This is a genomic window from Lentzea aerocolonigenes, from assembly GCF_000955955.1.
GTDB classification, from domain to species: Bacteria; Actinomycetota; Actinomycetes; order Mycobacteriales; family Pseudonocardiaceae; genus Lentzea; species Lentzea aerocolonigenes_A.
The window spans coordinates 1-25215 of record NZ_JYJG01000136.1; the positions used below are offsets into that span (position 1 = coordinate 1).

25 protein-coding genes are annotated in these 25215 nt (G+C 68.2%); 14 read left to right on the top strand and 11 right to left on the bottom strand.

What is annotated here, in order from left to right; all coding sequences use genetic code 11:
* Positions 1-29: 29 nt before the first annotated feature.
* Positions 30-332: a hypothetical protein gene (locus UK23_RS20380; RefSeq protein ID WP_052684841.1), complete on the bottom strand. Its 303-nt coding sequence runs from the start codon at positions 330-332 to the stop codon at positions 30-32.
* Positions 333-472: 140 nt separating this feature from the next.
* Between UK23_RS20380 and UK23_RS48805 the strand changes: the two genes are divergently transcribed.
* Positions 473-1219 carry a GntR family transcriptional regulator gene (locus UK23_RS48805; RefSeq protein WP_052684843.1) on the top strand — a complete coding sequence of 249 codons (747 nt, stop codon included), beginning with the start codon at positions 473-475 and terminating at the stop codon, positions 1217-1219.
* Between the two features lie 3 nt (positions 1220-1222).
* The gene (locus UK23_RS20390; protein ID WP_045313170.1) at positions 1223-2197 is read left to right on the top strand and encodes a dTDP-glucose 4,6-dehydratase; all 975 of its coding nucleotides are present in this window, start codon (positions 1223-1225) and stop codon (positions 2195-2197) included.
* Here the strand turns inward: UK23_RS20390 and UK23_RS20395 are convergent.
* Entirely contained in the window at positions 2187-3275 is a 1089-nt protein-coding gene (locus UK23_RS20395) for an adenosine deaminase (RefSeq protein ID WP_045313171.1), read from the bottom strand. The genes UK23_RS20390 and UK23_RS20395 overlap by 11 nt on opposite strands.
* A gap of 357 nt (positions 3276-3632) precedes the next feature.
* On the opposite strand from UK23_RS20395, the gene UK23_RS20400 reads away from it, so the two are divergent.
* The 3 genes from UK23_RS20400 (at position 3633) to UK23_RS20410 (ending at position 7137) form a co-directional block, all read left to right on the top strand.
* On the top strand, positions 3633-5042 hold the full coding sequence (locus UK23_RS20400) for a hypothetical protein (RefSeq protein WP_196777798.1): 1410 nt from the start codon (positions 3633-3635) through the stop codon (positions 5040-5042).
* A 68-nt stretch (positions 5043-5110) separates the two neighbouring features.
* The gene (locus UK23_RS20405) at positions 5111-5599 is read left to right on the top strand and encodes a DUF2716 domain-containing protein (protein ID WP_045313173.1); all 489 of its coding nucleotides are present in this window, start codon (positions 5111-5113) and stop codon (positions 5597-5599) included.
* Positions 5600-5694: 95 nt separating this feature from the next.
* Positions 5695-7137 (top strand): serine/threonine-protein kinase, encoded by a 1443-nt coding sequence (locus UK23_RS20410; RefSeq protein ID WP_045313174.1) that lies wholly within the window; start codon positions 5695-5697, stop codon positions 7135-7137.
* Here UK23_RS20410 and UK23_RS20415 read toward each other — a convergent pair.
* The 6 genes from UK23_RS20415 to UK23_RS20440 all read right to left on the bottom strand — a co-directional run bounded on the left by UK23_RS20415 (position 7134) and on the right by UK23_RS20440 (position 13905).
* Positions 7134-8408 (bottom strand): thymidine phosphorylase, encoded by a 1275-nt coding sequence (locus UK23_RS20415; protein ID WP_045313175.1) that lies wholly within the window; start codon positions 8406-8408, stop codon positions 7134-7136. The two genes, UK23_RS20410 and UK23_RS20415, sit on opposite strands and share 4 nt — an antisense overlap.
* Positions 8405-8794, bottom strand: coding sequence for a cytidine deaminase (locus UK23_RS20420; RefSeq protein WP_045313176.1), 390 nt, complete (start codon positions 8792-8794; stop codon positions 8405-8407). The genes UK23_RS20415 and UK23_RS20420 overlap by 4 nt, the downstream gene beginning before the upstream one ends.
* Positions 8787-10028, bottom strand: coding sequence for an ABC transporter permease (locus UK23_RS20425; RefSeq protein WP_045313190.1), 1242 nt, complete (start codon positions 10026-10028; stop codon positions 8787-8789). Before UK23_RS20425 ends, UK23_RS20420 begins: the two co-directional genes overlap by 8 nt.
* Positions 10029-10036: 8 nt before the next feature.
* Positions 10037-11110, bottom strand: a complete 1074-nt coding sequence (locus UK23_RS20430; RefSeq protein ID WP_045313177.1) for an ABC transporter permease — start codon at positions 11108-11110, stop codon at positions 10037-10039.
* Positions 11110-12690 (bottom strand): ABC transporter ATP-binding protein, encoded by a 1581-nt coding sequence (locus UK23_RS20435; RefSeq protein ID WP_045313178.1) that lies wholly within the window; start codon positions 12688-12690, stop codon positions 11110-11112. Before UK23_RS20435 ends, UK23_RS20430 begins: the two co-directional genes overlap by 1 nt.
* 81 nt (positions 12691-12771) lie before the next feature.
* Positions 12772-13905, bottom strand: coding sequence for a BMP family lipoprotein (locus tag UK23_RS20440; RefSeq protein WP_045313179.1), 1134 nt, complete (start codon positions 13903-13905; stop codon positions 12772-12774).
* Positions 13906-14611: 706 nt separating this feature from the next.
* Between UK23_RS20440 and sdhC the strand changes: the two genes are divergently transcribed.
* Genes sdhC through UK23_RS20460 form a run of 4 tightly spaced genes read left to right on the top strand, consistent with a single transcriptional unit; the run spans position 14612 to position 18003 of the window.
* On the top strand, positions 14612-15034 hold the full coding sequence (gene sdhC, locus UK23_RS20445) for a succinate dehydrogenase, cytochrome b556 subunit (RefSeq protein WP_045313180.1): 423 nt from the start codon (positions 14612-14614) through the stop codon (positions 15032-15034).
* A 2-nt stretch (positions 15035-15036) separates the two neighbouring features.
* Positions 15037-15444, top strand: coding sequence for a succinate dehydrogenase hydrophobic membrane anchor subunit (locus tag UK23_RS20450; RefSeq protein WP_045313181.1), 408 nt, complete (start codon positions 15037-15039; stop codon positions 15442-15444).
* A 22-nt stretch (positions 15445-15466) separates the two neighbouring features.
* Positions 15467-17221, top strand: coding sequence for a succinate dehydrogenase flavoprotein subunit (sdhA, locus tag UK23_RS20455; protein WP_045313182.1), 1755 nt, complete (start codon positions 15467-15469; stop codon positions 17219-17221).
* A complete protein-coding gene (locus UK23_RS20460) occupies positions 17221-18003 on the top strand; it encodes a succinate dehydrogenase iron-sulfur subunit (RefSeq protein ID WP_045313183.1) in 783 nt (260 codons plus the stop codon). The genes sdhA and UK23_RS20460 overlap by 1 nt, the downstream gene beginning before the upstream one ends.
* A 214-nt stretch (positions 18004-18217) precedes the next feature.
* Here the strand turns inward: UK23_RS20460 and UK23_RS20465 are convergent, their stop codons facing one another.
* A complete protein-coding gene (locus tag UK23_RS20465) occupies positions 18218-19144 on the bottom strand; it encodes an Lrp/AsnC family transcriptional regulator (protein WP_045313184.1) in 927 nt (308 codons plus the stop codon).
* Between the two features lie 70 nt (positions 19145-19214).
* Between UK23_RS20465 and UK23_RS20470 the strand changes: the two genes are divergently transcribed.
* Positions 19215-20387: an MFS transporter gene (locus tag UK23_RS20470; protein WP_045313185.1), complete on the top strand. Its 1173-nt coding sequence runs from the start codon at positions 19215-19217 to the stop codon at positions 20385-20387.
* Here UK23_RS20470 and UK23_RS20475 read toward each other — a convergent pair.
* Positions 20335-21489, bottom strand: coding sequence for an FAD-binding oxidoreductase (locus tag UK23_RS20475; protein WP_045313186.1), 1155 nt, complete (start codon positions 21487-21489; stop codon positions 20335-20337). The genes UK23_RS20470 and UK23_RS20475 overlap by 53 nt on opposite strands.
* A gap of 61 nt (positions 21490-21550) precedes the next feature.
* Positions 21551-22816: a D-alanyl-D-alanine carboxypeptidase family protein gene (locus UK23_RS20480; protein WP_052684847.1), complete on the bottom strand. Its 1266-nt coding sequence runs from the start codon at positions 22814-22816 to the stop codon at positions 21551-21553.
* 62 nt (positions 22817-22878) lie between these two features.
* On the opposite strand from UK23_RS20480, the gene UK23_RS20485 reads away from it, so the two are divergent.
* The 4 genes from UK23_RS20485 to UK23_RS20500 all read left to right on the top strand — a co-directional run bounded on the left by UK23_RS20485 (position 22879) and on the right by UK23_RS20500 (position 25034).
* Positions 22879-23106, top strand: a complete 228-nt coding sequence (locus tag UK23_RS20485; protein WP_045313192.1) for an SCO4848 family membrane protein — start codon at positions 22879-22881, stop codon at positions 23104-23106.
* Between the two features lie 8 nt (positions 23107-23114).
* Positions 23115-23465, top strand: coding sequence for a hypothetical protein (locus UK23_RS20490; protein ID WP_045313187.1), 351 nt, complete (start codon positions 23115-23117; stop codon positions 23463-23465).
* 81 nt (positions 23466-23546) lie between these two features.
* Positions 23547-24089, top strand: coding sequence for an LPXTG cell wall anchor domain-containing protein (locus UK23_RS51745; protein ID WP_052684849.1), 543 nt, complete (start codon positions 23547-23549; stop codon positions 24087-24089).
* Between the two features lie 30 nt (positions 24090-24119).
* The gene (locus UK23_RS20500; protein WP_045313194.1) at positions 24120-25034 is read left to right on the top strand and encodes a hypothetical protein; all 915 of its coding nucleotides are present in this window, start codon (positions 24120-24122) and stop codon (positions 25032-25034) included.
* The last annotated feature ends 181 nt before the right edge of the window (positions 25035-25215 follow it).

Consider the following 25215-nt stretch of genomic DNA (forward strand, 5'->3'; position numbering starts at 1 on the left):
TGGATGAAGGTTCCCTTCATCGTTTGCGGCTAGCGGACGCGGTAGCTCAGCGCGGGGAACGGGAAGGTGCCCTGGTGGAGGCTGCCGAGGACGTAGTAGCTGCTGCCTGAGCAGTCGGCGCTGTAGAAGACGTCGATGTCGGCGGACGAGATGTTGACCCCGGACCTGACGGGCGCGGTGTTCACGCACTCGGAGTTCGCGAGGTCGACAGGCGACTTCGTGCCGGACTGGTTGGCACCGCTGAAGAACGCGGCGTTGCCCTCGGCAGCGTTCGCGGGCAGGGCGAACGATGCCGCGGCGAGCACCGCGAGGCCGGTGGCGATCAGGCGCATTGGACCACTCTTTCTGGGGCTGAAACCGTTGTGGCGTCGGCATTCCCAGCGTGCCAGCGATACCTGTCGACCAGCTGTCGTTGACCGGTCAACGCGTTCCGGAACTCCATCCGGTCGCGACATCTGTATGATACAGGTTTATGACAGGCACCCGGTCGCAACGCCTCGCCACCGAGCTGCGTTCCCGGATCACGCTCGGCGACTACGGCCCGGCTGGAGCTCTCGAGAGCGAGGCCGAGCTCGGCCGCCGCTACGAGGTCAGCCGCGTGACCGTGCGCCGCGCGTTGGAGCAACTGCGCGAAGAAGGCCTGCTGGCGTCGCGGAAGGGCGCGGGTTGGTACGTGGCGTCGTTCGCGCAGCCGCTCGCTTTGGGCACGTTCCAGCACGCGCGGTCCGCTGTGGTGGACGCCGGTGTCTCGCTGGTGCGGACCGTCCTCGAGTACGGCTATCTACCTGCACCTTCGAGCGTCGCGCTCATTTTGGGTGCGGGCGAGATGCTGCGCGTGCGGTCGTTGCGGAGTACCGATGCCTCGCCTTTGGACGTCGTGACCGAGTGGGTGCCGCTGGCGTTGGCGGCGCCGGTCAGCCGTGCCGACGCGGAGTCGCCCGGCACGTGGGAGACCTTGCGGCGCAACGGAAACCAGATCGCCGTGGTGCGCCAGAGCATCGCCGCCGTGGCCGCGGGTGATGTCGGTCCGTTGCTCGGTGTGGCCGTCGGCACGCCCGTGTTGCTGGTGCGCCGCATCGCGTTGGACGCTTCGGAGCAGCCGATCGCGTTGTCCGAGCACCACTACCTGGGCCACCGGTTCCAGCTGGAAGTCGAGTTCCGCGGCTGGCCAGGCGCGGAACCCCCTGGGGTAGCACCGATCCGTTCAGCGGAGGACTGACTCATGCGCGTGCTCGTCACCGGTGCGGCCGGGTTCATCGGCTCGCACTTCACCCGCTACTGGCTGCGCGAACACCCGTCGGACGAGGTCATCGCGCTCGACGCGCTGACATACCGCGGCACGCGCACGAACCTGCCGGCTCATGTCCCGTTCGTGCACGCGGACATCGCCGAGGCCGAGGTGGAGGGCGTGGACGTCGTCGTGAACTTCGCGGCCGAGTCGCACAACAGCCTCGCCGTGCTGGATCCCGGCCGGTTCTTCCGCACCAATGTCGTTGGCACACAAGCGTTGCTGGAGTCTTGCCGCCGAGCGGGTGTGCAGCGGTTTCACCACGTTTCGACGTGCGAGGTCTACGGAGATCTCGCACTGGACGCGGTGGAGGCGTTCCACGAGGAGTCGCCGTATCGCCCGCGCACGCCCTACAACGCGTCCAAGGCGGGCGCCGACCACGCCGTGCGCTCGTACTTCGAGACGTTCGAGCTGCCCGTGACGATCACCAACTGCGCCAACAACTACGGGCCTCGGCAGTTCCCGGAGAACGTGCTGCCGCTGTTCACGACCCGCGCATTGGACGGCGAGCAACTGCCCATCTACGCGGCGCGCGACAACCGCCGCGAGTGGATCCACGTGCTGGACCACTGCCGTGCGATCGACGCGGTGTTGCGCGACGGCGAGATCGGCCGGACGTACCACGTGGGCACGGGCGTCGAGGCGAGCGTGGACCAGATCGCGGACCTGGTGCTGAACGAGCTGGGGCTGCCGCAGTCGCGCAAGTCGATCGTCGCCGACCGGCCCGGACACGACCGGCGCTACCTGCTGGACTCCACCCGGATCGGCCGCGAGTTCGGATGGCGCCCGGAGATCGGCTTCGAGGCCGGTGTCCGGGACACCATCCGCTGGTACGCGGCGAATCGCGCGTGGTGGGAGCCGCTGCGTGAGCGGAGCCCGATCGACGAGAGCGCCTGGGCTACGCGGTGAGGGCCGCGTAACCCGGCTTGACCAGCTCGTTGATGATCGCGAGCCGCTCGTCGAACCCGATGAACGACGACTTCATGGCGTTGATCGTGAACCACTGCAGGTCGGCCCAGCCGTAGCCGAACGTCTCGACCAGCGCGGCGAACTCGCTCGACAAGGTGCAGTCGCTCATCAGGCGGTTGTCGGTGTTGACGGTGACGCGGAACCGCAGCTTGGCGAGCAGGCCGATCGGGTGGTCCGCGATGGTTGTGGCGGCACCGGTCTGCAGGTTCGAGGTCGGGCACATCTCCAGCGGGATGCGGCGGTCGCGCACGTACGCGGCCAGGCGTCCCAGCTGGACGGTGCCGTCGCCGGAGACCTTGATGTCGTCGACGATGCGCACGCCGTGGCCGAGGCGTTCGGCGCCGCAGTGCTGGATCGCCTCCCAGATGGACGGCAGGCCGAACGCCTCACCGGCGTGGATGGTGAAGTGCGCGTTCTGCTGGCGCAGGTACTCGAACGTGTCGAGGCCCCTGGTGGGAGGGAAACCGGCCTCGGGGCCCGCGATGTCGAAGCCGACGACGCCGAGGTCGCGGTAGCGGACGGCGAGCTCGGCGATGCGCAGCCAGCCCTCGTTCTGGCGCATGGCGCAGAGCAGGGTGCCGATGCGGATCTTGCGGCCCGTGGCGGCCACTCGCGCCGAGCCGACACGGAAGCCCTCCTGCACGGCCTCGACGATCTGCTCCAGCGAGAGGCCCTTCTCCACGAACAGCTCGGGCGCGTAGCGGACCTCGGCGTAGACGACGCCGTCCGCGGCGAGGTCTTCGACGGCCTCGGCGGCGACGCGGACGAGAGCGGCCTCGTCCTGCATGACACCGCACGTATGGGCAAAACCTTCGAGATATCGCACGAGGGAGCCGGAGTTGGCGTTGTCGCGGAACCAGCCGCCGAGCACGCCCGCGTCTGTGGTGGGCAGGCCCTGGTAGCCGGAGGCATCGGCGAGTTCGATCACCGTCTGCGGGCGGAGGCCACCGTCGAGGTGGTCGTGCAGCAGCACCTTCGGCGCGCTGCGGATGGTCTCCAAGGAAAGCGGCGTGGACATTGCTACACGTTACTTCAGGCGACACGCCGTTTCAGCGTGGCCAAAATGATCTTGCTGCCGGTATGATCATTTGCTGGCTCACGGATGTTGCCGATCCGTGATCACAACTTTCTGCTACCACCGCGAGGCTTGAGTCACCCCAAGGTAGGAACATCACCGGTCGCAATCGGCCGCATCCGGCCGGTAACTTGGCATTCAGCGTAACCAGGTAGCCTGACCGGGTCAGTCGCCCGTCCGCACCCGGCCGTTTTCTGGCGGGGGTGGTACAGACACGTCCCGTGACGCGGATAGGCTCCCGTGGTCTCCCCCTCCCCTGGACGAAGGCACTCAGCCGTGACAGAGAACAACAACTCCACGATGTCCTTCGATCGGATGCGCAACATGCTCACGCGCGCCGCGGAGATTCGTGAGAGCGAGCAGCAGCAGATCTTCGACGCGCTGGACGAGATCCACGCCCGAATGTCGCCTCTGGAGTCGCTGGGTTCGGTCCGCAAGCGCCTGTCGGAGCTGCCGGACCGCACCGAGGTCAGCGTTCTCGCGGAGCGGCTGGACGAAGCCCTCGCCAAGCTGGAGGCCCAGGACAACGCCGTCGCCGACATCGGTCGCGCGGTCGACGCCCTGGTTGACAAGCTCGCCAAGCCCTTCGCCCAGTTGGACGGCCGCCTCGACGGCGTCGCCGGCCGCTTCGAAGGTGTCGCGGGCCGCATGGACGGCCTTGAGGACAAGCTCGCGAGCATCCACAAGCGCATCGACGACCTCGACGGCCACCTGGACAAGCAGGACGGCAAGGTCGACTCGATCCCCGGCGCCGTCACCAACCCGCTGCGCGAGCGCATCGAGGCCCTCGAAGCCGCACTGCGCGGCCGCCTCGACGAGGTGGACGAGGGCGTGCACGAGCACCTCGACGGCACCCGCGAGGCCCTGCAGAAGATCCTCGCCGACTCGTTCTCGGGCCTGCACGGCCGCGCCGACGAGTCCCGCGACTCGCTGGCCGCCGCGCGCGCCGAGCTGATCTCCGCGATCGCCGACAGCCGTGGGGAGCTGGCCGGCGCGATCACGGACAGCCGCGAGAAGCTGATCTCCGCCGCCTCCGAGCGCCACAACCAGCTGTCCGGCGCACTGGCCGAGACCCGCACCGAGCTGACCGGCGCCGTGGCGGAGACCCGCGGCCAGCTGGCCGGCACCGTGGCCGAGACCCGCGACGCTCTGGCGACCTCCCTCGCCGAGACCCGCGCCGAGCTGGCCACGGCCGTCGCGGACACCCAGACCGTCGTCAACGGCAAGCTGGACGAGGCCCGCACCGCCCTGTACGCGGCGATCGAGCAGTCCCGCGACCAGGTCGACGCGGCCGACCGCCTGGAGGCCCTCGCCGGCCGCCTCGAGCAGGTCACCTCGAAGCTCGACACGATGACCGACCGCCTGGACAAGGTCGAGGACGACTTCGCCACCCGCCTCACCGAGCTCGGAGGCTCGGTCGACGCCAGCCTCACCAAGGTCGCCGAGACCGTAGGCGCCCGCCCGGACACCGACGCCCTGCAGTCCCTGGTCCGCAAGTCGAACCAGGAATCCGAACTGCGCATCGGCGGCCAGCTGGACGAGGCCATGGCCACCTTCGCCGAGCTCATCCTCGGCGGCGGCTCCCCGACGCCTCCCCCGCCGCCCACCGCCCTCCCCCGCCCGCAGCGCCGCACCCGCAAGAACGGTGCCAAGCCGGTCAACGGCGGCAAGGACATGGACGACGACGACCTGGCGGCCGAGGGCGCCTGATCGCCCGAACGCCTGCTACGAGAACGGCCCCGGAGCCTCCCGCTCCGGGGCCGTTCTACGCTTGGTGTGTGCGCAGCGAGGCGTGGACCGAGGTCGACTACAGGCGGGTGTGGGACGCGTTCTACGAACGGTTCCACTTCAAGCCGAGCATCTACCCGAAGGACTGGCCGACGATCACAGAACCGCAGGGATCGGTCACCCTCGACCTGGCGGGCATCTTCCAGTCGGACCAGTGGGTGCGGAAATCGCTGACGGTCGACGAGGTCGTCCTGGAGTCGTTCCTGCGGGTCTACCCCGAGGAGACGGCGCTGCTTGCCCTGGATTGGCAGCACCCGGCCTACCGGTTCCGGCCACACCTTCTCGGCGGCCCGAACGAGTGGTTGGACTCCCCGTTCTCGCCGTTTCCCGACGGTGACTACCACATCTTCCTCACCGAGGACATGTCGCAGGGCACCTTCGGTCACCCCTGGGAGCAGACGCTCTGCGTGTGGGGCGACGACCTGGTCCGCGACCTCGTCCCTGAACTGGATGTCCCGGTGAAGCGCGCACAACGCTGAACCGTTCACCCCCTCACCGACGTGCCCAGATGCGAGAGCGCTCACACACCCTCGCTAAGCTCGCCGAAATCTGGGGCGTCCAGAAGGGATAGTCCGTGCAGCAACCGCGACTAATCGCCAACCGCTACGCACTCCTCGCCGAGCTGGGCCGCGGCGCGATGGGCGTCGTGTGGCGCGCCCAGGACCAGCTCCTCAACCGGGCAGTAGCACTCAAAGAGCTGCACCCACCGCACGGCATCTCCGGCCAGGAACGCCAGGTCCTCGAAGAGCGCATGCTCCGAGAAGCCCGCACCGCCGGCAGGCTGAACCACCCCGCAGTAGTCACGGTTTACGACGTGGTGCGGGAGAACGGCCGCACCTACCTCGCGATGGAGCTGATCGACGCCCAAGACCTCGCCACCATCGTCCAACGACACGGGCCGCGCGACTCGGTGTGGATGGCGAACATCGCGCTGCAGACGCTGAACGCCCTGGAAGCCGCCCATCAGGCCGGCGTCGTGCACCGGGACGTCAAGCCCAGCAACATCATGGTCCGCCCGGACGGCGTCGTGAAGCTCACCGACTTCGGCATCGCCCAAGCCGTCGACGACCCGAGGCTGACCACCAACGGCGGCATCGTCGGGTCCCCGGCGTACATGTCGCCGGACCGCCTGAGCGGCTGGGAAGCGTCCCCGGCCTCGGACCTGTGGGCTCTGGGCGTCACGATCGCCCACGCCGTAGAAGGCATCAGCCCGTTCGAACGCACGTCCACCGCGAGCACGTTGCACGCCATCATGAACGAACCGCCGGTGCTGCACAGGGCCTCACCCGCACTGGCCGAGGTGATCCGGGGCCTGCTGACGCTCGACCCGAACAGGCGAATGACCGCGCCCCAAGCGAAAGCCGTGCTCACCGCGGTCGTCCAGGGCCACGCACCGGTTCCGGTGCGGCGCAAGAAGAACACGGCCGTCAAGATCGCCGCGGCAGCACTCGGAGTCGCCATCCTGGCAGGCGCCGCGTTCGCCGGATACCAAGCGTTCAAGCCGAAGAACACGACCACCAACAACAGTGCACCCGCCAGCAGCCAGGAGCAGAACTCCGACCAGTGGACCGAAGCGGCGCAGCTACCGATTGGCGCGCCGCTGCCATCGCGCAGGATTGCGACGTTCGGGCGCGGTGGGGACGTGCCGGGCTGGAACCTCACCGGCACCGAGTGCGCCAAGGACTTCCTGACGCAGGGGTCGCCGGTGCCGGGCAGCGTGCCGTGCGACAAACCGCACAGCATCCAGCAGTTCTCCGCCGCGACGCCGTTGTGGGACAAGCCGAAGGACACCGCCTACCCCGGCACGAAGTGGCTCGCCGACTTCACCACCAAGTACTGCACCGAGCAGTTCAAGGCGTTGCCGCAGAACAACCAGACGCTCGGCTTCACCGGGCTGGTGCCGACGGAGCAGGAGTGGAAGGCGTACAACGACGCCGCCACTCCTGGCCGTCAGGAAGTCCTGTGCGTGCTGTGGAAGCAGGACCGCGCACCGCTGGCGGGCACGCTCGTCGGCTAGCCGCGGATGGTGTCGATCACCAGCGGAGATCGCTCCGCAACGGAGTCCGAGACCGTGTAGGCGCCTTCCAACGCCTGCAGGGCACCGGAAACCGCGTCCGGGGTGTCGGTGTGGAGCTCCAGCAACGGCTGGCCGGCGACGACGGAGTCGCCGGGCTTGGCCAGGCAGAGCACACCGGCCCCGGCCTGCACCGGGTCCTCCTTGCGCGCCCGACCGGCACCGAGACGCCACGCGGCAACGCCGACGCCGTAAGCGTCCAAAGTGGACAGGACGCCGGAGGCAGGTGCGACCACCACGTGCTTGTGCGACGCAACCGGAAGCGGCGCAGAAGGATCGCCACCCTGAGCCCGGATCATCCGGGCCCACGTCTCGTAAGCCTCACCGGAAGCCAGCACGGCAGCGGGGTCAGCGGAAATCCCGGCCAGCGACAGCATCTCCGCAGCCAGGGCCACGGTCAGCTCGACGACGTCAGCAGGCCCGCCACCGCGCAGAACCTCGACGGACTCGGCCACCTCGACCGCGTTGCCGACAGCACGACCCAGTGGCACCGACATGTCGGTCAGCAGAGCCGAGATCCGGACTCCGTGCTCGACACCGATGGCCACCAGCGCCTCAGCGAGAGCGCGGGCAGAGCCGAGATCCTTCATGAAGGCACCTGAACCGACCTTCACGTCGAGAACCAGCGACTCCGCGCCCTCCGCGATCTTCTTCGACATGATCGAGGACGCGATCAGCGGAATCGCCTCGACCGTGCCGGTGACGTCCCGCAACGCGTAGAGCTTCCGGTCAGCCGGAGCAAGCCCTTCGGTAGCAGCACAAACCACCGCGCCAACCGAGGACAGCTGCGACAGGATCTCCGAAGTGGACAGTGCCGCACGCCAGCCGGGAATCGACTCCAGCTTGTCCAGCGTCCCACCGGTGTGCCCGAGCCCGCGCCCGGACAGCTGCGGAACGGCAGCACCACAAGCGGCGACCAGCGGCGCCAGCGGCAGCGTGATCTTGTCGCCGACGCCACCGGTCGAGTGCTTGTCCACGGTCGGGCGATCAACGTGCAACGACAACCGCTCGCCCGACGAGATCATCGCCTGCGTCCAGCGGGCAGTTTCCGAAGAAGACATCCCGTTGAAGAAGATCGCCATCGCCAGCGCGGACATCTGCTCGTCCGCCACGTCACCACGCGTGTAGGCGTCGATGACCCAGTCGATCTGAGCATCCGACAGCACCAGACCGTCGCGCTTGGCGCGAATGACATCCACGGCAGAGAAGCTCACGGCAGATCCTCCGGTCCGAACGCGTCCGGCAGCACCTCGGTCATCGGCAGCGGCCCGCGTGGCGTGTCCACCATCAGCGAGCGCCCACCGAGTTCGTAAAGCACCTGGCGGCAACGGCCACACGGCATCAGCAGTTCGCCGGAGCCGGAACGGCAGGCCACCGCGACGAACCGGCCGCCACCGGTCAGCTGCAACTGGCCCGCCATCGTGCACTCGGCGCAAAGCCCGACGCCGTAAGAGGCGTTCTCGACGTTGCAGCCGGTCACGATCCGGCCGTCGTCACAAAGAGCAGCGGAACCGACCTGCAACCCCGAGTACGGGCAGTGGGCGAACGACGCCGCCTCCACCGCCCGTGCCCGGAGCAGGTCCCAGTCGATCTCAGCCACGGCGGTAGACCAGACCGTCGGCGGCCGGCATCCGCAACCGCTGCGACGCCACGGCCAGCACGGCCAGCGTCACCATGTGCGGGGCGTAGGACACGAACTCGCCCGGGATCTCGTCGAGGCTGATGTACAGCAGGTAGAGCAGCACGGCCACCACGATCGCCGCCGCCGCCGAGAACCACTTCCGCTTGATCAGCTGGTACACCACGATCACGCCGAGCAGCAGCACGACACCGTAAACGAGCGCCAGCACCGTTTCGCCACCAGAACGCAGCTGCAGGCCGTCGGCGTAACCGAACAGCGCCGCACCGCCCAGCAACCCGCCAGGACGCCAGTTGCCGAAGATCATGGCGGCGAGGCCGATGAAGCCGCGGCCACCGGTCTGACCCTCCAAATAGGACAGCTGACCGGGGTTCAGCACCAGAGCAGCACCACCGAGGCCGGCGAGACCACCGGACACGATCACAGCCACGTACTTGTGGAAGTACACCTTCACGCCCAACGAGTCCGCGGCGTGCGGGTTCTCGCCGACCGAGCGCAGGCGCAGGCCGAACCGGGTGCGCCACAACAGGTAGTACGACAGCGGCACGAGCAGGATCGTCAGCATCGTCAGCGGCGAGACACCGGTGACCAGGCCGCGCAGGATGCCCGCGACGTCCGAGATGATCAGCCGCTGCCCCTGCTCCAGCTCACCCAGCCAGTCCGCGAAACCGGCGGCCGAGTACGTGTCGAACGGCTGGATCGGCGGCGACTGACGGGGGTTGTGCGACACCGGGAAGAACACCAGCGTCGACAGGTACTTCGTCAGACCGGCGCCGAGCAGGTTGATCGCCACACCGGACACGATGTGGTTGACGCCGAACGACACCGTGGCGATCGCGTGCAGCAGGCCACCGAGCGCGCCGAACACAACGGCCGCGACGAGTGCGGCCCACGGACCCCAGTGGTAACCGGCCCACGCCGCACCCCAGGTGCCCATGACCATCATGCCCTCAAGGCCGATGTTGACCACGCCGGCACGTTCGGACCACAGACCGCCGAGACCCGCCAGCAGGATCGGCAGCGCGAGCCGGACCGCGGTCTGCGTGGTGCCGGAAGACGTCAGCTGCAGGAACCCGGTCTGGTACGAGGTGACCGAGAGCAGCACGATCGCGCCCGACATCCAGAGCACGCCGATCGCCCAGCCCGGGAGCTTGCGCTTGCGAGGTGCCGCCGGGATGTGGGGCTTCTCCTCCATCGTCGTGATCACGCGGCACCTCCGACAGTTCCGAGCTCACGGCCGACGCGACGCTGTTCCGCGGCGAGCTCGACGCGGCGCACCACCTCGTACGCGACGACGACCGACAGGACGATCGAGCCCTGCATGATGGTGACGATCTCCCTTGGCACACCGACGTTGTCGAGCGCGAGACCCGACTTGTCGAGGAACGCCCACAGCAGCGCGCCGAACGCGATGCCACCGGGGTGGTTGCGGCCGAGCAGCGCGATCGCGATGCCCGAGAAGCCGATTCCCGCGGTGAAGTTCAGGCTGAACGTGTGGTCGCGGCCGAGCATCTCCGGCAGGCCGATCAGACCCGCGATGGCGCCGGAGAGCAGCATCGACACCAGCACCATCTTCTTGGCGTTGACGCCACCAGCGGACGCGGCGGTCGAGGACTCGCCGGACGCGCGCAGCTCGAAGCCGAACCTGGTGCGGTTCATCATGATCCAGTAACCGACGCCCAGCGCGATGGCCACGAACAGGAAGCCGAACATCGTGCCGCCGCCACCGAACGAGATGCCGGGCATCCAGCCGCTCGACGGGATCTCCGGCGTGCGGATGTTGTTGCCCCGCAGCTCTCCGAAGATGTCGTCGCGGATCAGGTAGGCGGAGAAGCCCATCGCGAGGCCGTTCATCATGATCGTCGAGATGACCTCGTTGACGCCCCTGGTCACCTTGAGGATCGCGGGAATCGCGGCCCAGGCGGCACCGGCCAGGGCGCCGACGATGATGATCACCAGCGTGTGGATGCCCGGCGGCAGCGCGATCGAGCCGCCGACCACCGCGGCGACGACGGCCGCGACGCGGTACTGGCCCTCGACACCGATGTTGAACAGGTTCATCTGGAACCCGATCGCCACCGCGAGCGCCGCGATGTAGTAGATGCCCGTCGAGTTGATGATGTCGACGAGCGTCGTGCCCTTGCCGACCTGCGTCACCATCACACCGAACGCGCTGAACGGGTTCGCGCCCGAGATCACGAGCGCCACACCGCAGAGCAGCATCGAGAAGACGATCGCCAACGCGGGCGGCAGGAGTTTGCCGCGCAGGTGTCCCATCAGTTCTCGCCTTCCTCAACGACAGCGGTCTCCTGGACCGCTGCGCTCGTGCTGCCCGCGCCCGTCATCGCACTGCCGAGGTCCTCGGGCGTGACTGTGCTCGGGTCGGCGTCGGCCACCAGGCGGCCGCGCAGCATGACCTTGATCGTGTCCGAGAGGCCGATCAGCTCGTCCAGGTCGGCGGAGATCAGCAGCACGGCGAGACCGGCGGCACGGGCGCGCTTGATCTCGTCCCAGATCAACGCCTGCGCGCCGACGTCGACGCCTCGGGTCGGGTGGGACGCGATGAGCAGCACCGGGTCGCCGGAGAGTTCCCGTCCGACAACGAGTTTCTGCTGGTTGCCACCGGACAGTGCGGCCGCAGGCACATCGATGCCGGGCGTGCGGACGTCGAACTCGGTGACGATCCGCTCGGTGTCCTTCTTCGCGCCGTCGGTGTCGAGCCAGATGCCCTTGGACGTCGGCCTGCGCGTCTGGTAGCCGAGAATCCGGTTGTACCAAAGAGGTTGCGTGAGCAGCAGGCCGTGCCGGTGGCGGTCCTCCGGGATGTAGCCGATGCCCGCCTCGCGCCGGGCGAGCGTGCCCAGCTTGGTGAGGTCGTTGTCCTGCAACGTGATCGTGCCGCTGCCGGCCTTGCGCATACCCATGATCGTCTCGACCAGCTCGGTCTGGCCGTTGCCCTCGACACCGGCGATGCCGACGACCTCGCCGGACCGGACCACCAGGTCGACGTCGTCGAGGATCGGCCGCGAGCCGTCGGACGTGAGCAACCGAAGGCCCTTGACGTCCAGCACGACCGTGTCGGTGACGGTGGACTCGCGGGTCTCCGGGCTGGGCAGCTCGCTGCCGACCATCATCTCGGCGAGCTGGCGCGACGACACCGTCTTCGGGTCCGCGCTGCCGACGGTCGTACCGCGGCGGATCACCGTGACCGAGTCCGCGATCGCGCGGACCTCGTCGAGCTTGTGCGAGATGAACAGGAACGTGTAGCCCTGCTCCTGCATGCCGCGGACGGTGTCGAAGAGCTCGTTGACCTCCTGCGGCACGAGCACGGCGGTCGGCTCGTCCAGGATGATCACCTTGGCGCCGCGGTAGAGCACCTTGAGGATCTCGACGCGCTGGCGGTCCGCGACGCCGAGCTGCTCGACCAGCACACCGGGGTCGACGTTGAGCCCGGTCTTGCCGGACAGCTCGATGATGCGCTTGCGGGCCTTCTGGCCGATGCCGTGCAACGCCTCCGCGCCCAGGACGACGTTCTCCTGGACGGTCAGGTTGTCGGCGAGCATGAAGTGCTGGTGCACCATGCCGATGCCGGCCTTGATGGCGTCCGACGGGGTGCGGAACCGCACCTGCTCGCCGTTCACCTCGATGGTGCCCTCGTCCGGCGCCTGCATGCCGTACAGGATCTTCATCAGGGTGGACTTGCCCGCGCCGTTCTCACCGCACAGGGCATGTACCTCGCCGCGGCGGACGGTCAGGTGGACGTCGCTGTTGGCGACCACACCGGGGAATCGCTTGGTGATGCCGGTGAGCACCACTGCGGGGGGATCGTCCGTCCGTACGGACGTGGAACTGCTCATCGTCGAGTGCTCCTCCTACGACGCACCAGGCCCTGTGAGGGGCATTTCCTCACAGGGCCCGGTGTGCGTACAGCTTTCGGACTACGGCTTGTCCGCGACCTTGATCTTGCCCTCGATGATCTGGGCCTTGTAGCCCTCGAGGATGCCCTGCAGCTTCGCGTCGATCTTGCCACCCGACGTGGCGTAACCGACACCGTTCACCTTCAGGTCGAAGACCTTCGGCAGCGACGCGAGGTCGTTCTTGGCGACGGCCCGGATGTAGTCGTAGACCGCGACGTCGACGCGCTTGAGCATGGACGACACGATGACGTCCTTGGTGTCGGCGACGGTCGCCTGGTTGTACTGGTCGGAGTCGACGCCGATCGCCAGCACGCCACCCTGCTTGGCGGCCGAGAAGATGCCCTTACCGGACGCGCCAGCGGCCTGGTAGATGACGTCGGCACCCTTGTCGATCTGGCCCTTCGCGGCTTCCTGGCCCTTCGGGGCGTCCTGGAAACCGGTGAAGTCACCGGCGGGGGTGATGTACTTCTTCTCGATCTGGATCTTCGGCGCGGCGGCCTTGGCACCCTGGAAGTAGCCGGCCTCGAACTTCTGGATCAGCGGGATCTCGACGCCGCCGACGAAGCCCACGTGGCACTTCTTGCTCTGGTACGCGGCGATGACGCCGGCCAGGTAGGAGCCCTCCTGCTCGGCGAACAGCAGCGGCGTGACGTTGGTCGCGCCCTCGACCGCCGAGTCGACCAGCGCGAACTTGACGTTCGGGAACTCCGCGGCGACGAGCTTCATCGACTCGGCGTAGGCGAAGCCGACACCGATGATCGGGTTGAAGCCCTCGGACGCGAGCTGGCGCAGACGGGTCTGCTTGGCGGCCTCGTCCTCGTTCGGGGCGGCGGAGAGCTCGCGCGTGTTCTCCTTCTTGATGCCCATGTCGGTGAGGGCCTTGTCGAGCCCGGCGGCGGCGGAGTCGTTGAACGACGCGTCGCCACGGCCACCGATGTCGTAGGCCAGACCGACCTTCAGCGCGCTGCCGTCGACCTTGTCACCGGCGGCGGAGCTGGTGTTCGAGGTGGCCGGGGCGGTGGGAGGCGTGGCGAACTCGCAAGCGGCACCACTGCCGGTGTTCGAGTTGTTGCTACCGCCACCCGAGTCCTTCGCGCAGGCGGCCATAGTCATCACGCTGGTCAACGCGATCGCGGCGACCGCGACACCACGCATACGACGACGCACGGCTCGTCTCCTCCCTGAGGTTCCTCCCCAACGACGTTGTTGGGTTCTAGACGGCGCACCGTACCTCTTAGTAACCAACCTCGTTGCGGCCAGCACCTACAAAGACCCCTATCGGTTACGCATTCGACGCTTTGGCCGTACGAGTGGTGATCAATCGTGTTCGGCGCGTGGCGAAACGTCCTCTTCAACCGCTTCTCCGCCTTGATCGTCGTCCAAACGGCCCAGTTCCGCGCGTTGTGCCCAGCGCTCCAGCGCCGACGACATCCCCGCGACCGGTCCGCCCCGCGGCAGTTCCCTCCCCATGCGCTCCAGCATCGGTCAAGTCGCTGCCGCGACGCTGACTCGTGGATTTCACGAACTCGACTGCCGCTGACCTGGGATTCGGCATTCGACGAAATTTCTTCGCGCCGGAGTTGAACCGGTCGCGGGCCTTCCGTCGTGTAGAGGGTGGCAAGTGCCCTTGCCACTGACGGCGGCCCGGACCAAGGCGGAGGTCCAGGCCGCCGTCCTTTTTGTGGCGTGGACCGCATTTCAGGATCGATCAAGACCGCTTGGGCGATCGACAGCGTGTCTCATCAGTCACACAGCGGGTGCGCCTGCTGGGTCACCTCCGACGTGCGGGACTAGCATTTCCGGGTCATGGTCGGAAGGCACTGTCACCGACCACCACCACTGACGTTGGAGGCCTCGGCGCATGACCAGCGCAGGCGCACCCGAGCGGTCGGGCACCACCCGAGGGGGTGGGACGCTCTACCGCGGTGATCTGGGCATGTGGTCCTGGGTCGCCCACCGGATCACCGGTGTCCTCACGTTCTTCTTCCTCTTCACCCACGTTCTGGACACCGCGCTCGTGCGCGTGTCGCCGAACGCCTATGACTCGGTGATCGAGACCTACAAGAACCCGGTCGTCAACCTCTTCGAGGTCGGCCTCGTGGGCGCGGTGCTCTACCACGCGCTCAACGGCATCCGGGTCATGCTGGTCGACTTCTGGGAGAAGGGCGCCAAGTACCAGCGGGTCATGCTCTGGACGGTGCTGGCCATCTGGATCGTCGTGATGATCCCCGGCTTCTACTTCATGATGGAGCGGACGATCTCCGACCTGGTTGGGGGTCACTGACCATGTCTCTCGCACTCGACAAGCCCCGCCAGCCGCGCCGCCCCGCGGCCCGTCGCAGCAACGGCGAGCTCTACAGCTGGCTGTTCATGCGTCTGTCCGGCCTGCTGCTCGTGGTCCTGGTCCTGGGCCACCTGTTCATCATGAACATCCTCGACGGCGGCGTGCACAAGATCAACTTCGGCTTCGTCGCCGGTCGCTGGGCGTCTCCGTTCTGGCAGTTCTGGGACCTCGCGATGCTCTGGCTCGCGCAGATCCACGGCGGCAACGGCGTGCGCACGGTCATCAACGACTACGCCCGCAAGGACTCCACCCGGTTCTGGTTGAAGATGCTGCTCTACGTCTCGATGGTGCTGATCGTCTCGCTCGGCACGTTCGTGATCTTCACCTTCGACCCGAACATCTCGAACTGATCCGCGCGGGGAGCCCACCACAATGCAGTTCCACAAGTACGACGTAGTCATCATCGGCGCTGGTGGTGCCGGAATGCGCGCGGCGATCGAGTCCGGCCAGCGCGCCCGCACCGCGGTGCTCACCAAGCTCTACCCCACGCGTTCGCACACCGGCGCGGCCCAGGGCGGCATGTGCGCCGCGCTGGCCAACGTCGAGGAGGACAACTGGGAGTGGCACACCTTCGACACGATCAAGGGCGGCGACTACCTGGTCGACCAGGACGCCGCCGAGATCATGGCGAAGGAGGCGATCGACGCCGTTCTCGACCTGGAGAAGATGGGCCTGCCGTTCAACCGCACGCCCGAGGGCAAGATCGACCAGCGCCGGTTCGGCGGCCACACGCGCAACCACGGTGAAGCCGCCGTGCGCCGCGCCTGCTACGCCGCTGACCGCACCGGTCACATGATTCTCCAGACGCTGTACCAGAACTGCGTCAAGCACGGCATCGAGTTCTTCAACGAGTTCTACGTGCTCGACATCTGCCTGACCGAGACGGAGAACGGCCCGGTCTGCACCGGCGCCGTCGCCTACGAGCTCGCGACCGGCGAGATCCACGTCTTCCAGGCCAAGTCCGTCGTGTTCGCGACCGGTGGTTTCGGCAAGGTCTTCAAGACCACGTCGAACGCCCACACGCTGACCGGTGACGGCATGGGCATCGTCTTCCGCAAGGGCCTGCCGCTGGAGGACATGGAGTTCTACCAGTTCCACCCGACCGGCCTCGCGGGTCTCGGCATCCTGCTGACCGAGGGTGCCCGCGGTGAGGGCGCGATCCTGCGCAACGCCTCGGGCGAGCGGTTCATGGAGCGCTACGCCCCGACCATCAAGGACCTGGCGCCGCGCGACATCGTGGCCCGCTCGATGGCCCTCGAGGTGCTGGAAGGCCGTGGCGCCGGCCCGAACAAGGACTACGTGCTGCTCGACTGCACGCACCTCGGCGCCGAGGTCCTCGAGACCAAGCTGCCGGACATCACCGAGTTCGCCCGCACGTACCTGGCGGTCGACCCGGTCGTCGAGCCCGTCCCGGTGTACCCGACCGCGCACTACGCGATGGGCGGCATCCCGACGAACATCCACGGCGAAGTGCTGCGGGACAACGACAACGTCGTGCCGGGCCTGTACGCCGCCGGTGAGTGCGCGTGCGTCTCGGTGCACGGCGCGAACCGCCTCGGCACCAACTCGCTGCTGGACATCAACGTGTTCGGCCGCCGCGCCGGTATCGCCGCCGCGGAGTACGCGCTGTCGCGTGACGCCCACGTCGACCTGCCGGAGAACCCGGCGGCTGCCGTCGAGGCCCAGGTCGCTCTGGTGCTGTCGGAGCACGGCCAGGAGCGCGTCGCGGACATCCGCACCGAGCTCCAGGCCACCATGGACGCCAACGCGTCCGTGTACCGCACCGAGGACACGCTGAAGCAGGCGCTGCACGACGTCCAGGCCCTGAAGGAGCGCTACGCGCACATCCAGGTGCAGGACAAGGGCAAGCGCTTCAACACGGACCTGCTGGAGGCCGTCGAGCTCGGCTTCCTGCTGGAGCTGGCCGAGGTCCTCGTGCACGGCGCGTTGGCGCGCAAGGAGTCCCGCGGCGGTCACGCGCGCGAGGACTACCCGAACCGCGACGACACGAACTTCATGCGCCACAGCATGTTCTACAAGCAGGGCGACGGTCTGGCCGCGGAGATCCGGATGGACTACAAGCCCGTCACCTTTACCCGGTACAAGCCGATGGAGCGCAAGTACTGATGACCGCCACCGCTGAAACCTCTGCTGGCTCGCGCGGCTCCCAGCCGCCGGTTCCGGACGGCGCCGTCACAGTCACCGTCAAGATCCGCCGGTACAACCCCGAGTTCGACGACGAACCGCGCTGGGACTCGTTCGACATCCCGGCCCTGCCGTCGGACCGCGTGCTGAACCTGCTCCACTACATCAAGTGGTACGTGGACGGCACGCTGACGTTCCGCCGCTCGTGTGCGCACGGCATCTGCGGCTCGGACGCCATGCGCATCAACGGCGTGAACCGCCTGGCGTGCAAGGTGCTGCTGAAGGACCTGCTGGAGAAGGGTTCGAAGCAGACCACGATCACCATCGAGCCCATCAAGGGCCTGCCGGTGAACAAGGACCTGCTCGTCAACATGGAGCCGTTCTTCGAGGCGTTCCGCGCCGTCAAGCCGTACCTGGTGACGTACGGCAACGAGCCGACGCGCGAGCGGATCCAGTCGGTCGCCGACCGCGAGCGCTTCGACGACACCACGAAGTGCATCCTGTGCGCCTGCTGCACCACGTCGTGCCCGGTGTACTGGAGCGAGGGCTCGTACTTCGGCCCCGCCGCGATCGTGAACGCGCACCGGTTCATCTTCGACTCGCGTGACGAGGGCGCTGAGGAGCGGCTCGACATCCTCAACGACATCGACGGCGTGTGGCGGTGCCGGACCACGTTCAACTGCACCGACGCGTGCCCGCGTGGCATCCAGGTCACGAAGGCGATCCAGGAAGTGAAGCGCGCGCTGCTGTTCAAGCGCGTCTGATTCGGTTTTGAGGGCGCCGCGTTCCCGTTGGGAGCGCGGCGCTTTCGCGTTCTAGTGGTGTGGCCCGGAAGGTTGCCGGGGGAATTCGCGGTCAGACGGGTGCATCGTGGTGCCGCCCCCGCGTTCTCATCCTGGTTGGCTGCGGGCGCGGGGGCGGCGCCGCGAGGCGCCCTGCTGAGCGTGGATTACCTCGCCATCCTTCCGGGACGCGCCACTAGGCCGCCCGTTTCACCGTGTGAATGACGGGTGCGGTCTCCATGCGCTCGATGCCGTCGATCGTCGCTACCCGTTCGGTCAGGTAGGTGTAGAGCGCGTCGATGTCGCGGCAGACGACCTTGGCGAGCACGTTCGCCGGACCCGTCGTGATCGCCGCCAGCGCGACTTCCGGTTGGCGTGCCAGGGATTCCGCGACGGTGGTGAGGCGGTTCGGCCGCACCGACATCCACAGCACCGCCATCGCCGTGAAGCCGAGTGCGACCGGGTCGACGTCGACGTCGAAGTAGAGGATTCCCGCTGCACGCAGGTGGTTGACGCGGCGGCGCACGGTCGGTTCGGACCAGCCGGTGGCTTCGGCCAGGTCGGCGAAGGTCGCCCGGCCGTCCTGGTGCAGCGCGGCCACCAGGCGTTCGTCCACTTCGGACTCGGCGGGCTCGAAGGCCGGTGTGAGCTCGGCTGTTTGTGCCGCGGTGAGCACGTCGGCGCGGCCCGCCCAGCCGACCGGGCCGCCGACGAACGACCGCAGCAGGCAGTGCGCGGACACCGACACCACCTTCGGGGTCTTCGGAAGCTGTTGCAGCAGCAGGGCTTCCGGTGCGTTGGCCGCTCGGATCACGCAGGAGATCTCGGTGCCGCCCGAGGTGAGCTGCACCCACGACGTGTCCGGCCGCTTCGCCAGCGCCTGGGCCACCTTCAACGCCGCGTCCGGGGTGCAGCCCAGTCGCAGGAACCACTCGACCTGGCCGACCTTGCGCGCGTCGATCATGCCGACGACTCGCAGCGCGCCGGTCTCCTTGAGCTTGCGGTAGCGCCGGGCGACGGTCTGCGGTGACGTGCCGAGGACCGCCGCGACGTGGTTGAAGTGGGCGCGGCCGTCGATGTGCAACGCGTGGAGGACGGCTCGATCGAGATCGTCGAGGGTCATGGGCGGCATTATCCGTCAGAGTCGCCGGGATTTGCGGATGTTCTGGTCGCAAATACCTAGCTTCGCGAACATGACAGATACCTACCGCTGGCGTTGGCCGGCGCTCGCCGCCTTGCTGCTCGCCGAGGCGATGAACCTGTTCGACAGCACCGTGATGCCGATCGCCGCGCCCGCGGTCCGCGCCTCACTTCCGATGAGCGACACCGCGTTGCAGTGGCTCACCAACGGCTACACGCTGCCGTTCGGGCTGCTGCTGATCGCCGGTGGCCGGCTCGGAGATGTGTTGGGGCGCCGCCGGGTGTTCGTGATCGGGATGCTCGTCTTCGTGCTGTGCTCGGTGTTGTGCGCGTGGGCGCCGCACGTTTCAGTGTTGCTCGCGGCGCGTGCGGTACAAGGTGCGTCGGCAGCGTTGATCATCCCGCAGACGTTCGGCCTGATCCGTGCGATGTTCGCCGGGAACGAGGTGGCCAAGGCGCTCGGCACGATCGGGCCGGTGATGGCGCTGTCCGCGTTGTGCGGGCCGATTCTGGGCGGGTTGCTGACCGAGGCGTTCGGCTGGCAGTCGGTGTTCCTGGTCAACGTGCCGCTCGGTCTGGCCGTGCTGGCGGCCGCTCCGTTGATCCTCGAAGACCGCGCCGCAGGCCGGCCTCAGCTCGGTGGACTGTTGCGTGGCCGGGTGTTTCCCGCGTCGCTGGCCGGGTCGCTGTTGTTCTTCGCGGTGATGAACGGGCTGGTGTTCGTGCTGGTGCTCTTCTTGCAGCTGCGGGAGGGCAGGACGCCGGCCGGCGCCGCGTTGACGCTGCTGCCGTGGTCTGTGGGACTCGCGATCGGGTCGTGGGTCACGGGGTCCGTGCTCGTGCCTCGGTTCGGACCGCGGGTGATGCGGGCCGGCCTGGTGCTCGTGCTGGTGGGACTGGCCGGCATCGCCTTGTCGTTCACCTCGGTGCCGTTGCTCGTGACCGGAATCGGTCTCGGGATGTTCACCGTGCCGTTCTTCGGCAACGCGTTGTCGGTGGCGGCGCCGGACGAGACCGGCTGGGCGTCCGGGCTGCTGAACGCGGTGCAACAGCTCGGCGCGACCGTCGGTGTTGCCCTGCTGAGCGCGGTGTTCTTCCGGTTCGGCACGACTGCCGCCGTGGTCACGTCGATGGTGCTGATCAGCGCGGTGCTGGCGTTGACCGTCGTGATGATCAGAGGGACTGCGGGAAGCGAAGGAGTCCGGCCGGGTGGTAGTGCCTCTTGATCTCCCCGAGGCGCTGGAGGTTCTCACCGTGGTAGGCGGGGAGCGGGTCGTCCAGGAACGGGTCGGGGAAGTTCGGGTAGACGCGGCCGGACGAGTGCTCGTGGAGATCGGTCCACGTGCGGTGCACCCAGTCGGCATCGGTGCCGGCGTGCTCGACCAGGAACCGTTCAGCACGGTGGACGAATGCGGTCGCCGCCGGCGGTGTCCGGTTGTAGGCGCCGCCCATCGGCGTGAAGTTCAGCTCCTGGCCGGGGGCGTCGGGCAGGGCGGCGGCCGGGATCGGGCGGCGGAAGAAGTGGGACCTGCTGGTCACTTCTCCTGCCAGGTCGCCGAGATCGTCGAAGGACTGCTTGAGCTCGACGTACGGCATCGTGCCGATGTCGGCGGTGGCGGGTGCGAGGTCGAGGAAGTCGCCGGGCGTGCCCGCTCCGAACAGCGTGACCTCGCGCGCGGAGATCTTGAGGTTCGCGCTGAGCTCGTCCGGGGCGTCGGGCGCGATCTCCTGCCATTTCCGGAGGATCTCCGCGGCCCGGCTGCGCGGCCAGGTGAGCAGGAACCTCGTCGTCGGCTCCGCCGGGACCGGCTCGAAAGTGAGCTTCGTGACGACACCGAACTGGCCACCACCCGCGCCTCGCAACGCCCAGAACAGGTCGGGCTCCTGGTCGTCCGAGCAGTCGATCGTCCGGCCGTCGGGCAGCACGACCTGGGCCGCGCGCAGCCGGTCCGAGGTCAAGCCGTAGCGGCGGCCGAGCAGCCCGAGCCCGCCGCCGAGGGTGAGGCCTGCGATGCCGACAGTCGGGCCGCAACCGGCCGGGAGGGTCAACCCGTGCCGGTCGAGCCCGGCGTACACCTCGGCCAGCGTGGCACCGGCGCCGATGGTGGCGAGACCGTCGTGCACCGAGACGTCGTTCACGGGGCTGAGGTCGAGGACGATCCCGGTGGTGGAGCTGCGTCCGGCGAAGCAGTGCCCGCCGCCGCGCGGGGTGATGTGAACGCCTGTCTCCCGCGCATGGGCGAGAGCGTTCGCGACGTCGTGCGGGGTGTGGCAGCGGACCACGGCGAGAGGACGGATGTGCTGGTATCTGGGCAAAACCGGTCTCATCTCGCCTCCAGATGCGAAACGGCCCCAGCGCGGGCGCGCTGGGGCCGTCGTCGTCGAGCTCTCAGATGCCCTGTGCCGCCTGCGCGGCCTGGCGGCGTGCCCTGGCCGCCTTGGCCCGCTTGTTGCGGATGTAGAGGAAGATCGCGGCCAGCAGGCCGATGCCCGCGATGGCCGTGATCGGCAGGCCGACGGTGCCGAACGCGGTGGGCGTCGGGCGGCCCGTGTCGCCGGGGTCGGCAGCCGCGTCCGAGCTGGTGTCGTTGCTCTGGGTGGAGACGACGTTCGGCTTGGGCTGCGGGGCGCCGTCGACGAGCTTGCCGACGCCGCCGGGGCCCATCGCGAAGCCGTAGTCGAGGAGCTTGGCCGCCTGGTTCGTGATGTGCGTGGGCGTTTGCTGGCCGCGCAGCAGCACGACGACGAGGCGGCGGCCGTTGCGTTCGGCGGCGCCCACGTAGGTGTGCTGTGCGTCGTCGGTGAAGCCCGTCTTGCCGCCGAGCGCACCGTCGTAGTTCGCCAGCAGGCGGTTGTCGTTCGTCAGCATGATCGTGCCGCCGTTGCGGCCCGGGAACTGCGCCTGCGGGAGCTTGACGGCCTGGGCGAACTCGTCGTACTTCATGGCGCCGCGGAAGATCAGGGCCACGTCGTAGGCCGACGTGCTGGTGCCGGGCGCGTCGAGGCCGGACGGGGTCTGGGCGCGGGTGTCGAGGGCGCCGAGCTCCTTCGCCATGGCGTTCATCTTGCGCAGCGCGTTCGGGACGCCGCCGAGCTGGCGGGCCAGCGTGTGCGCCACGTCGTTGCCCGACGTCAGCAGCAGACCCTGCAGCAGCTGGCGGACCGTGTACTGGCCGCCGTCCTTGAGGCCGACGCAGGTGCACTCCTGCTGCGTGTCCTCGGCGGAGGCGGTGACGACGGTGTCGCCGCGCAGCTCCTTGGCGACGACCATCGCCAGCAGCACCTTGATGACGCTCGCGGGGCGCTGACGGCCGTGCGGGTCGTACGCGGCGATGACAGCGCCGCTGTCCATGTCCGCGAGCAGCCACGACGCGGCCGTGATGCCGCTCGGGGGCTGCGCCTGGTTCGGCGGCAGGATCAGGCCGCACTCACCCAGCCGATCGCCACCGATCGGCTTCTCCGGCACCTCGAGCGCGGGCGGGGCCTTCACGCCGGGCGCCGGCTGCTCGGACGTGTCCACCGGGGGCGGCGGGGTCTCGCGGTTCGCGCACTGAGCCGATCCGGCGGCCTGCTGTGCGGTGCCGGTCGGTGCGGCGAACGCGGCTGTGGCCGTTGCTAGGACCAGGGCGACGATGAGCCGTTTGGTGAAGGGCACGCCCCCCAGGCTATCCACCCCCGTTTAGCGGCTTGCACGCACCACGTCCGATACTGGTGAACGTGAAGCTCTCGCGCCCGATGTCACTCTTCCTGGTGGCTTTCGGGGTCTGGTCGTGGGTGATCTGGCCCACGTTCCTGAAGAACATCTGGAGCGACCCGCGTTCGTTCAGCGACGGACCTACCGCTTTCTTCACGGTGCACCTGGTGCTCGTGATCGCCTCGCTCGTGTTCGGCACCGTCATCGGAGTGCTGGGCGTGCGCGGCTTCCTGGCCACTCGACGTCGATAGGAAACGCTGTGGAGTTCGTACGGCTGCTGCTGGTGTTCCTGCACCTGCTGGGCATGGGCATGCTCGTCGCGATGATCATGTTGCAGGCCAGGGCGGGCAAGGACGCGCCGGTCAACAAGGGCTGGCTGCACGGCGCTGCTCTGCAGTTGCTGACGGGTGTCGCGCTGGTCGGCATCGACCCGCTGGTCGACTCGGTGAAGTACGACCACATCAAGATCGGCGTCAAGCTGCTGGTCGTCGTGGCCATCGCCGCCGTCGTGGCGATCAACGTCAACAAGCCCAAGGCCCCGTCCTGGCTCCTGCCGACCGCCGCGTCTCTCGTGGTGCTCAACGTGGGCATCGCGGTCTTCTGGACCTGATCGAGGGATATCGGGTGCACGCGTGGGTGACGTCTACCCACTGCGCGTGCGGTGCTCCATTTGTGGGCGAACCATCGGTGCATGTCCCGTATCGCCTACATCGGTGTGCTCGTAGCGGCTGCAGCGCTGACCGTCGTCGCTCTGCAAGGTGCGGGTCCGGAGGCCTCGGCCTCCGGCGACCACCGCGTGTGCGTCAAGGCGTGGTGCCCGAAAGAGCGTCCAGGACGCGAGGCTCCTGTTCCCAGAGGTGACGACACCTCGACGACCACGAGCACGTCCACCACCACGACGACTCCGTGCACCACGACCAGCACCACCACGAGCACGACCACTTCCACGACGTCCTACACAACGTCCTCGACGACGTCTTCGTCCACGACGACGACGACGACCACGCCGCCGACCTCGACGTCCTCGACCACTACCACCCCACCGGTCACGACGACCACTCATCCGGTCACCACGACCAAGCCACCGGTCACGACGCCTCCGCGCCACGAGGACAACCGCCTCGCGAACACGGGCTCCAGCATCGGCTGGCTGCTGCTCATGGGCGTACTGCTCGGCATCGCGGGCGTGCTCCTGCTGCTGCTCGACCGGACCAGGCACGCCGCCCGCCGCTGATTGTCGGTGGTGTTCGTCACACTGGGCTTCATGCTCATCGAACACCTGCGCGAACGCAGCGACCTGGGCGTCATCACCGCGTCCACCTTGAAATCGCTGGGGGTCGCGAACCCCTGGCGCCGTTGCGAGCCCGGCGGGCCGTGGCAGCGCATGCACCCGGGCGTGGTGCTGCTGCACAACGGCCCGCCGACGCGCGACCAACAGGTCGCCGCCGCCTTGCTGCGCGCAGGCCCAGGCGCCGTCCTGACCGGCGCCGAAGCCTGCCGCAGGCACGGCCTGCCCGCTTCTGGCACCGAGATCCACGTCCTGGTGCCAGGCCGCGCCGTCGGCTCCGGTGCCCTGATCACCGAACGTGCCTCGCCGATGCCTCCTTTTGCTGACGTGGACGGCTTCCCGGCGGTGTCCGCGTCCCGAGCCGTGGTCGACGCGTGCCGCCAACTCCGCTCCGCGGATGCCGCGACGGCTCTGGTGGCCGCGGCGATCCAACGAGGCCGCTGCACGCCTGAGAGCCTCGCTGCGGAGGCCCGCACCAACCGCTACGGCACGAAGCTCGTTCGCACGGTCCTGAAGGAACTGGGCCGGGCGGAATCGGTGGCCGAGCGGGATGCCCGTCGTCTCTCCCGGCGGATCCGGCTGACCACGCCGCACTGGAACGTGACGATCGCGGACTCCGACGGACTGATCATCGCCAGGCCGGACGCGTGGTTCGACGACGTGGGCCTCGCGTGGGAGATCGACTCGAAGGCGTTCCACTACGGGGTGCGCGACTACGAAAGAACCCTCGCGCGGAACAGCCGGTACGCCGCAGCGGGAATCCTCGTCGTGCAGACGCTGCCGGCTCGGTTGCGGGACAAGCCGGAGGCGGTGGCGCGGGAGCTCAGGAAAGCGCACGCGGCGGCCGCTGCCAGGCCGAGACCACTAGTGCGAATCGTGGAACCGACCTAACGCCCATCATGGGCGTTGCGCAGCGGGCCGTCCGAGCTCAAGCCCAGGAGCTGCGGTGATGACGTGCCCAGCTCGGCGATTGGGGCTTGAAGGGATCGGACGGGCTCCTTGTGCCCGGCCTTTCAAGGCCGATGAAGCATCTCGCCAGAGGCTCGAAGTCAAGCCCCAATCGCAATCGTCG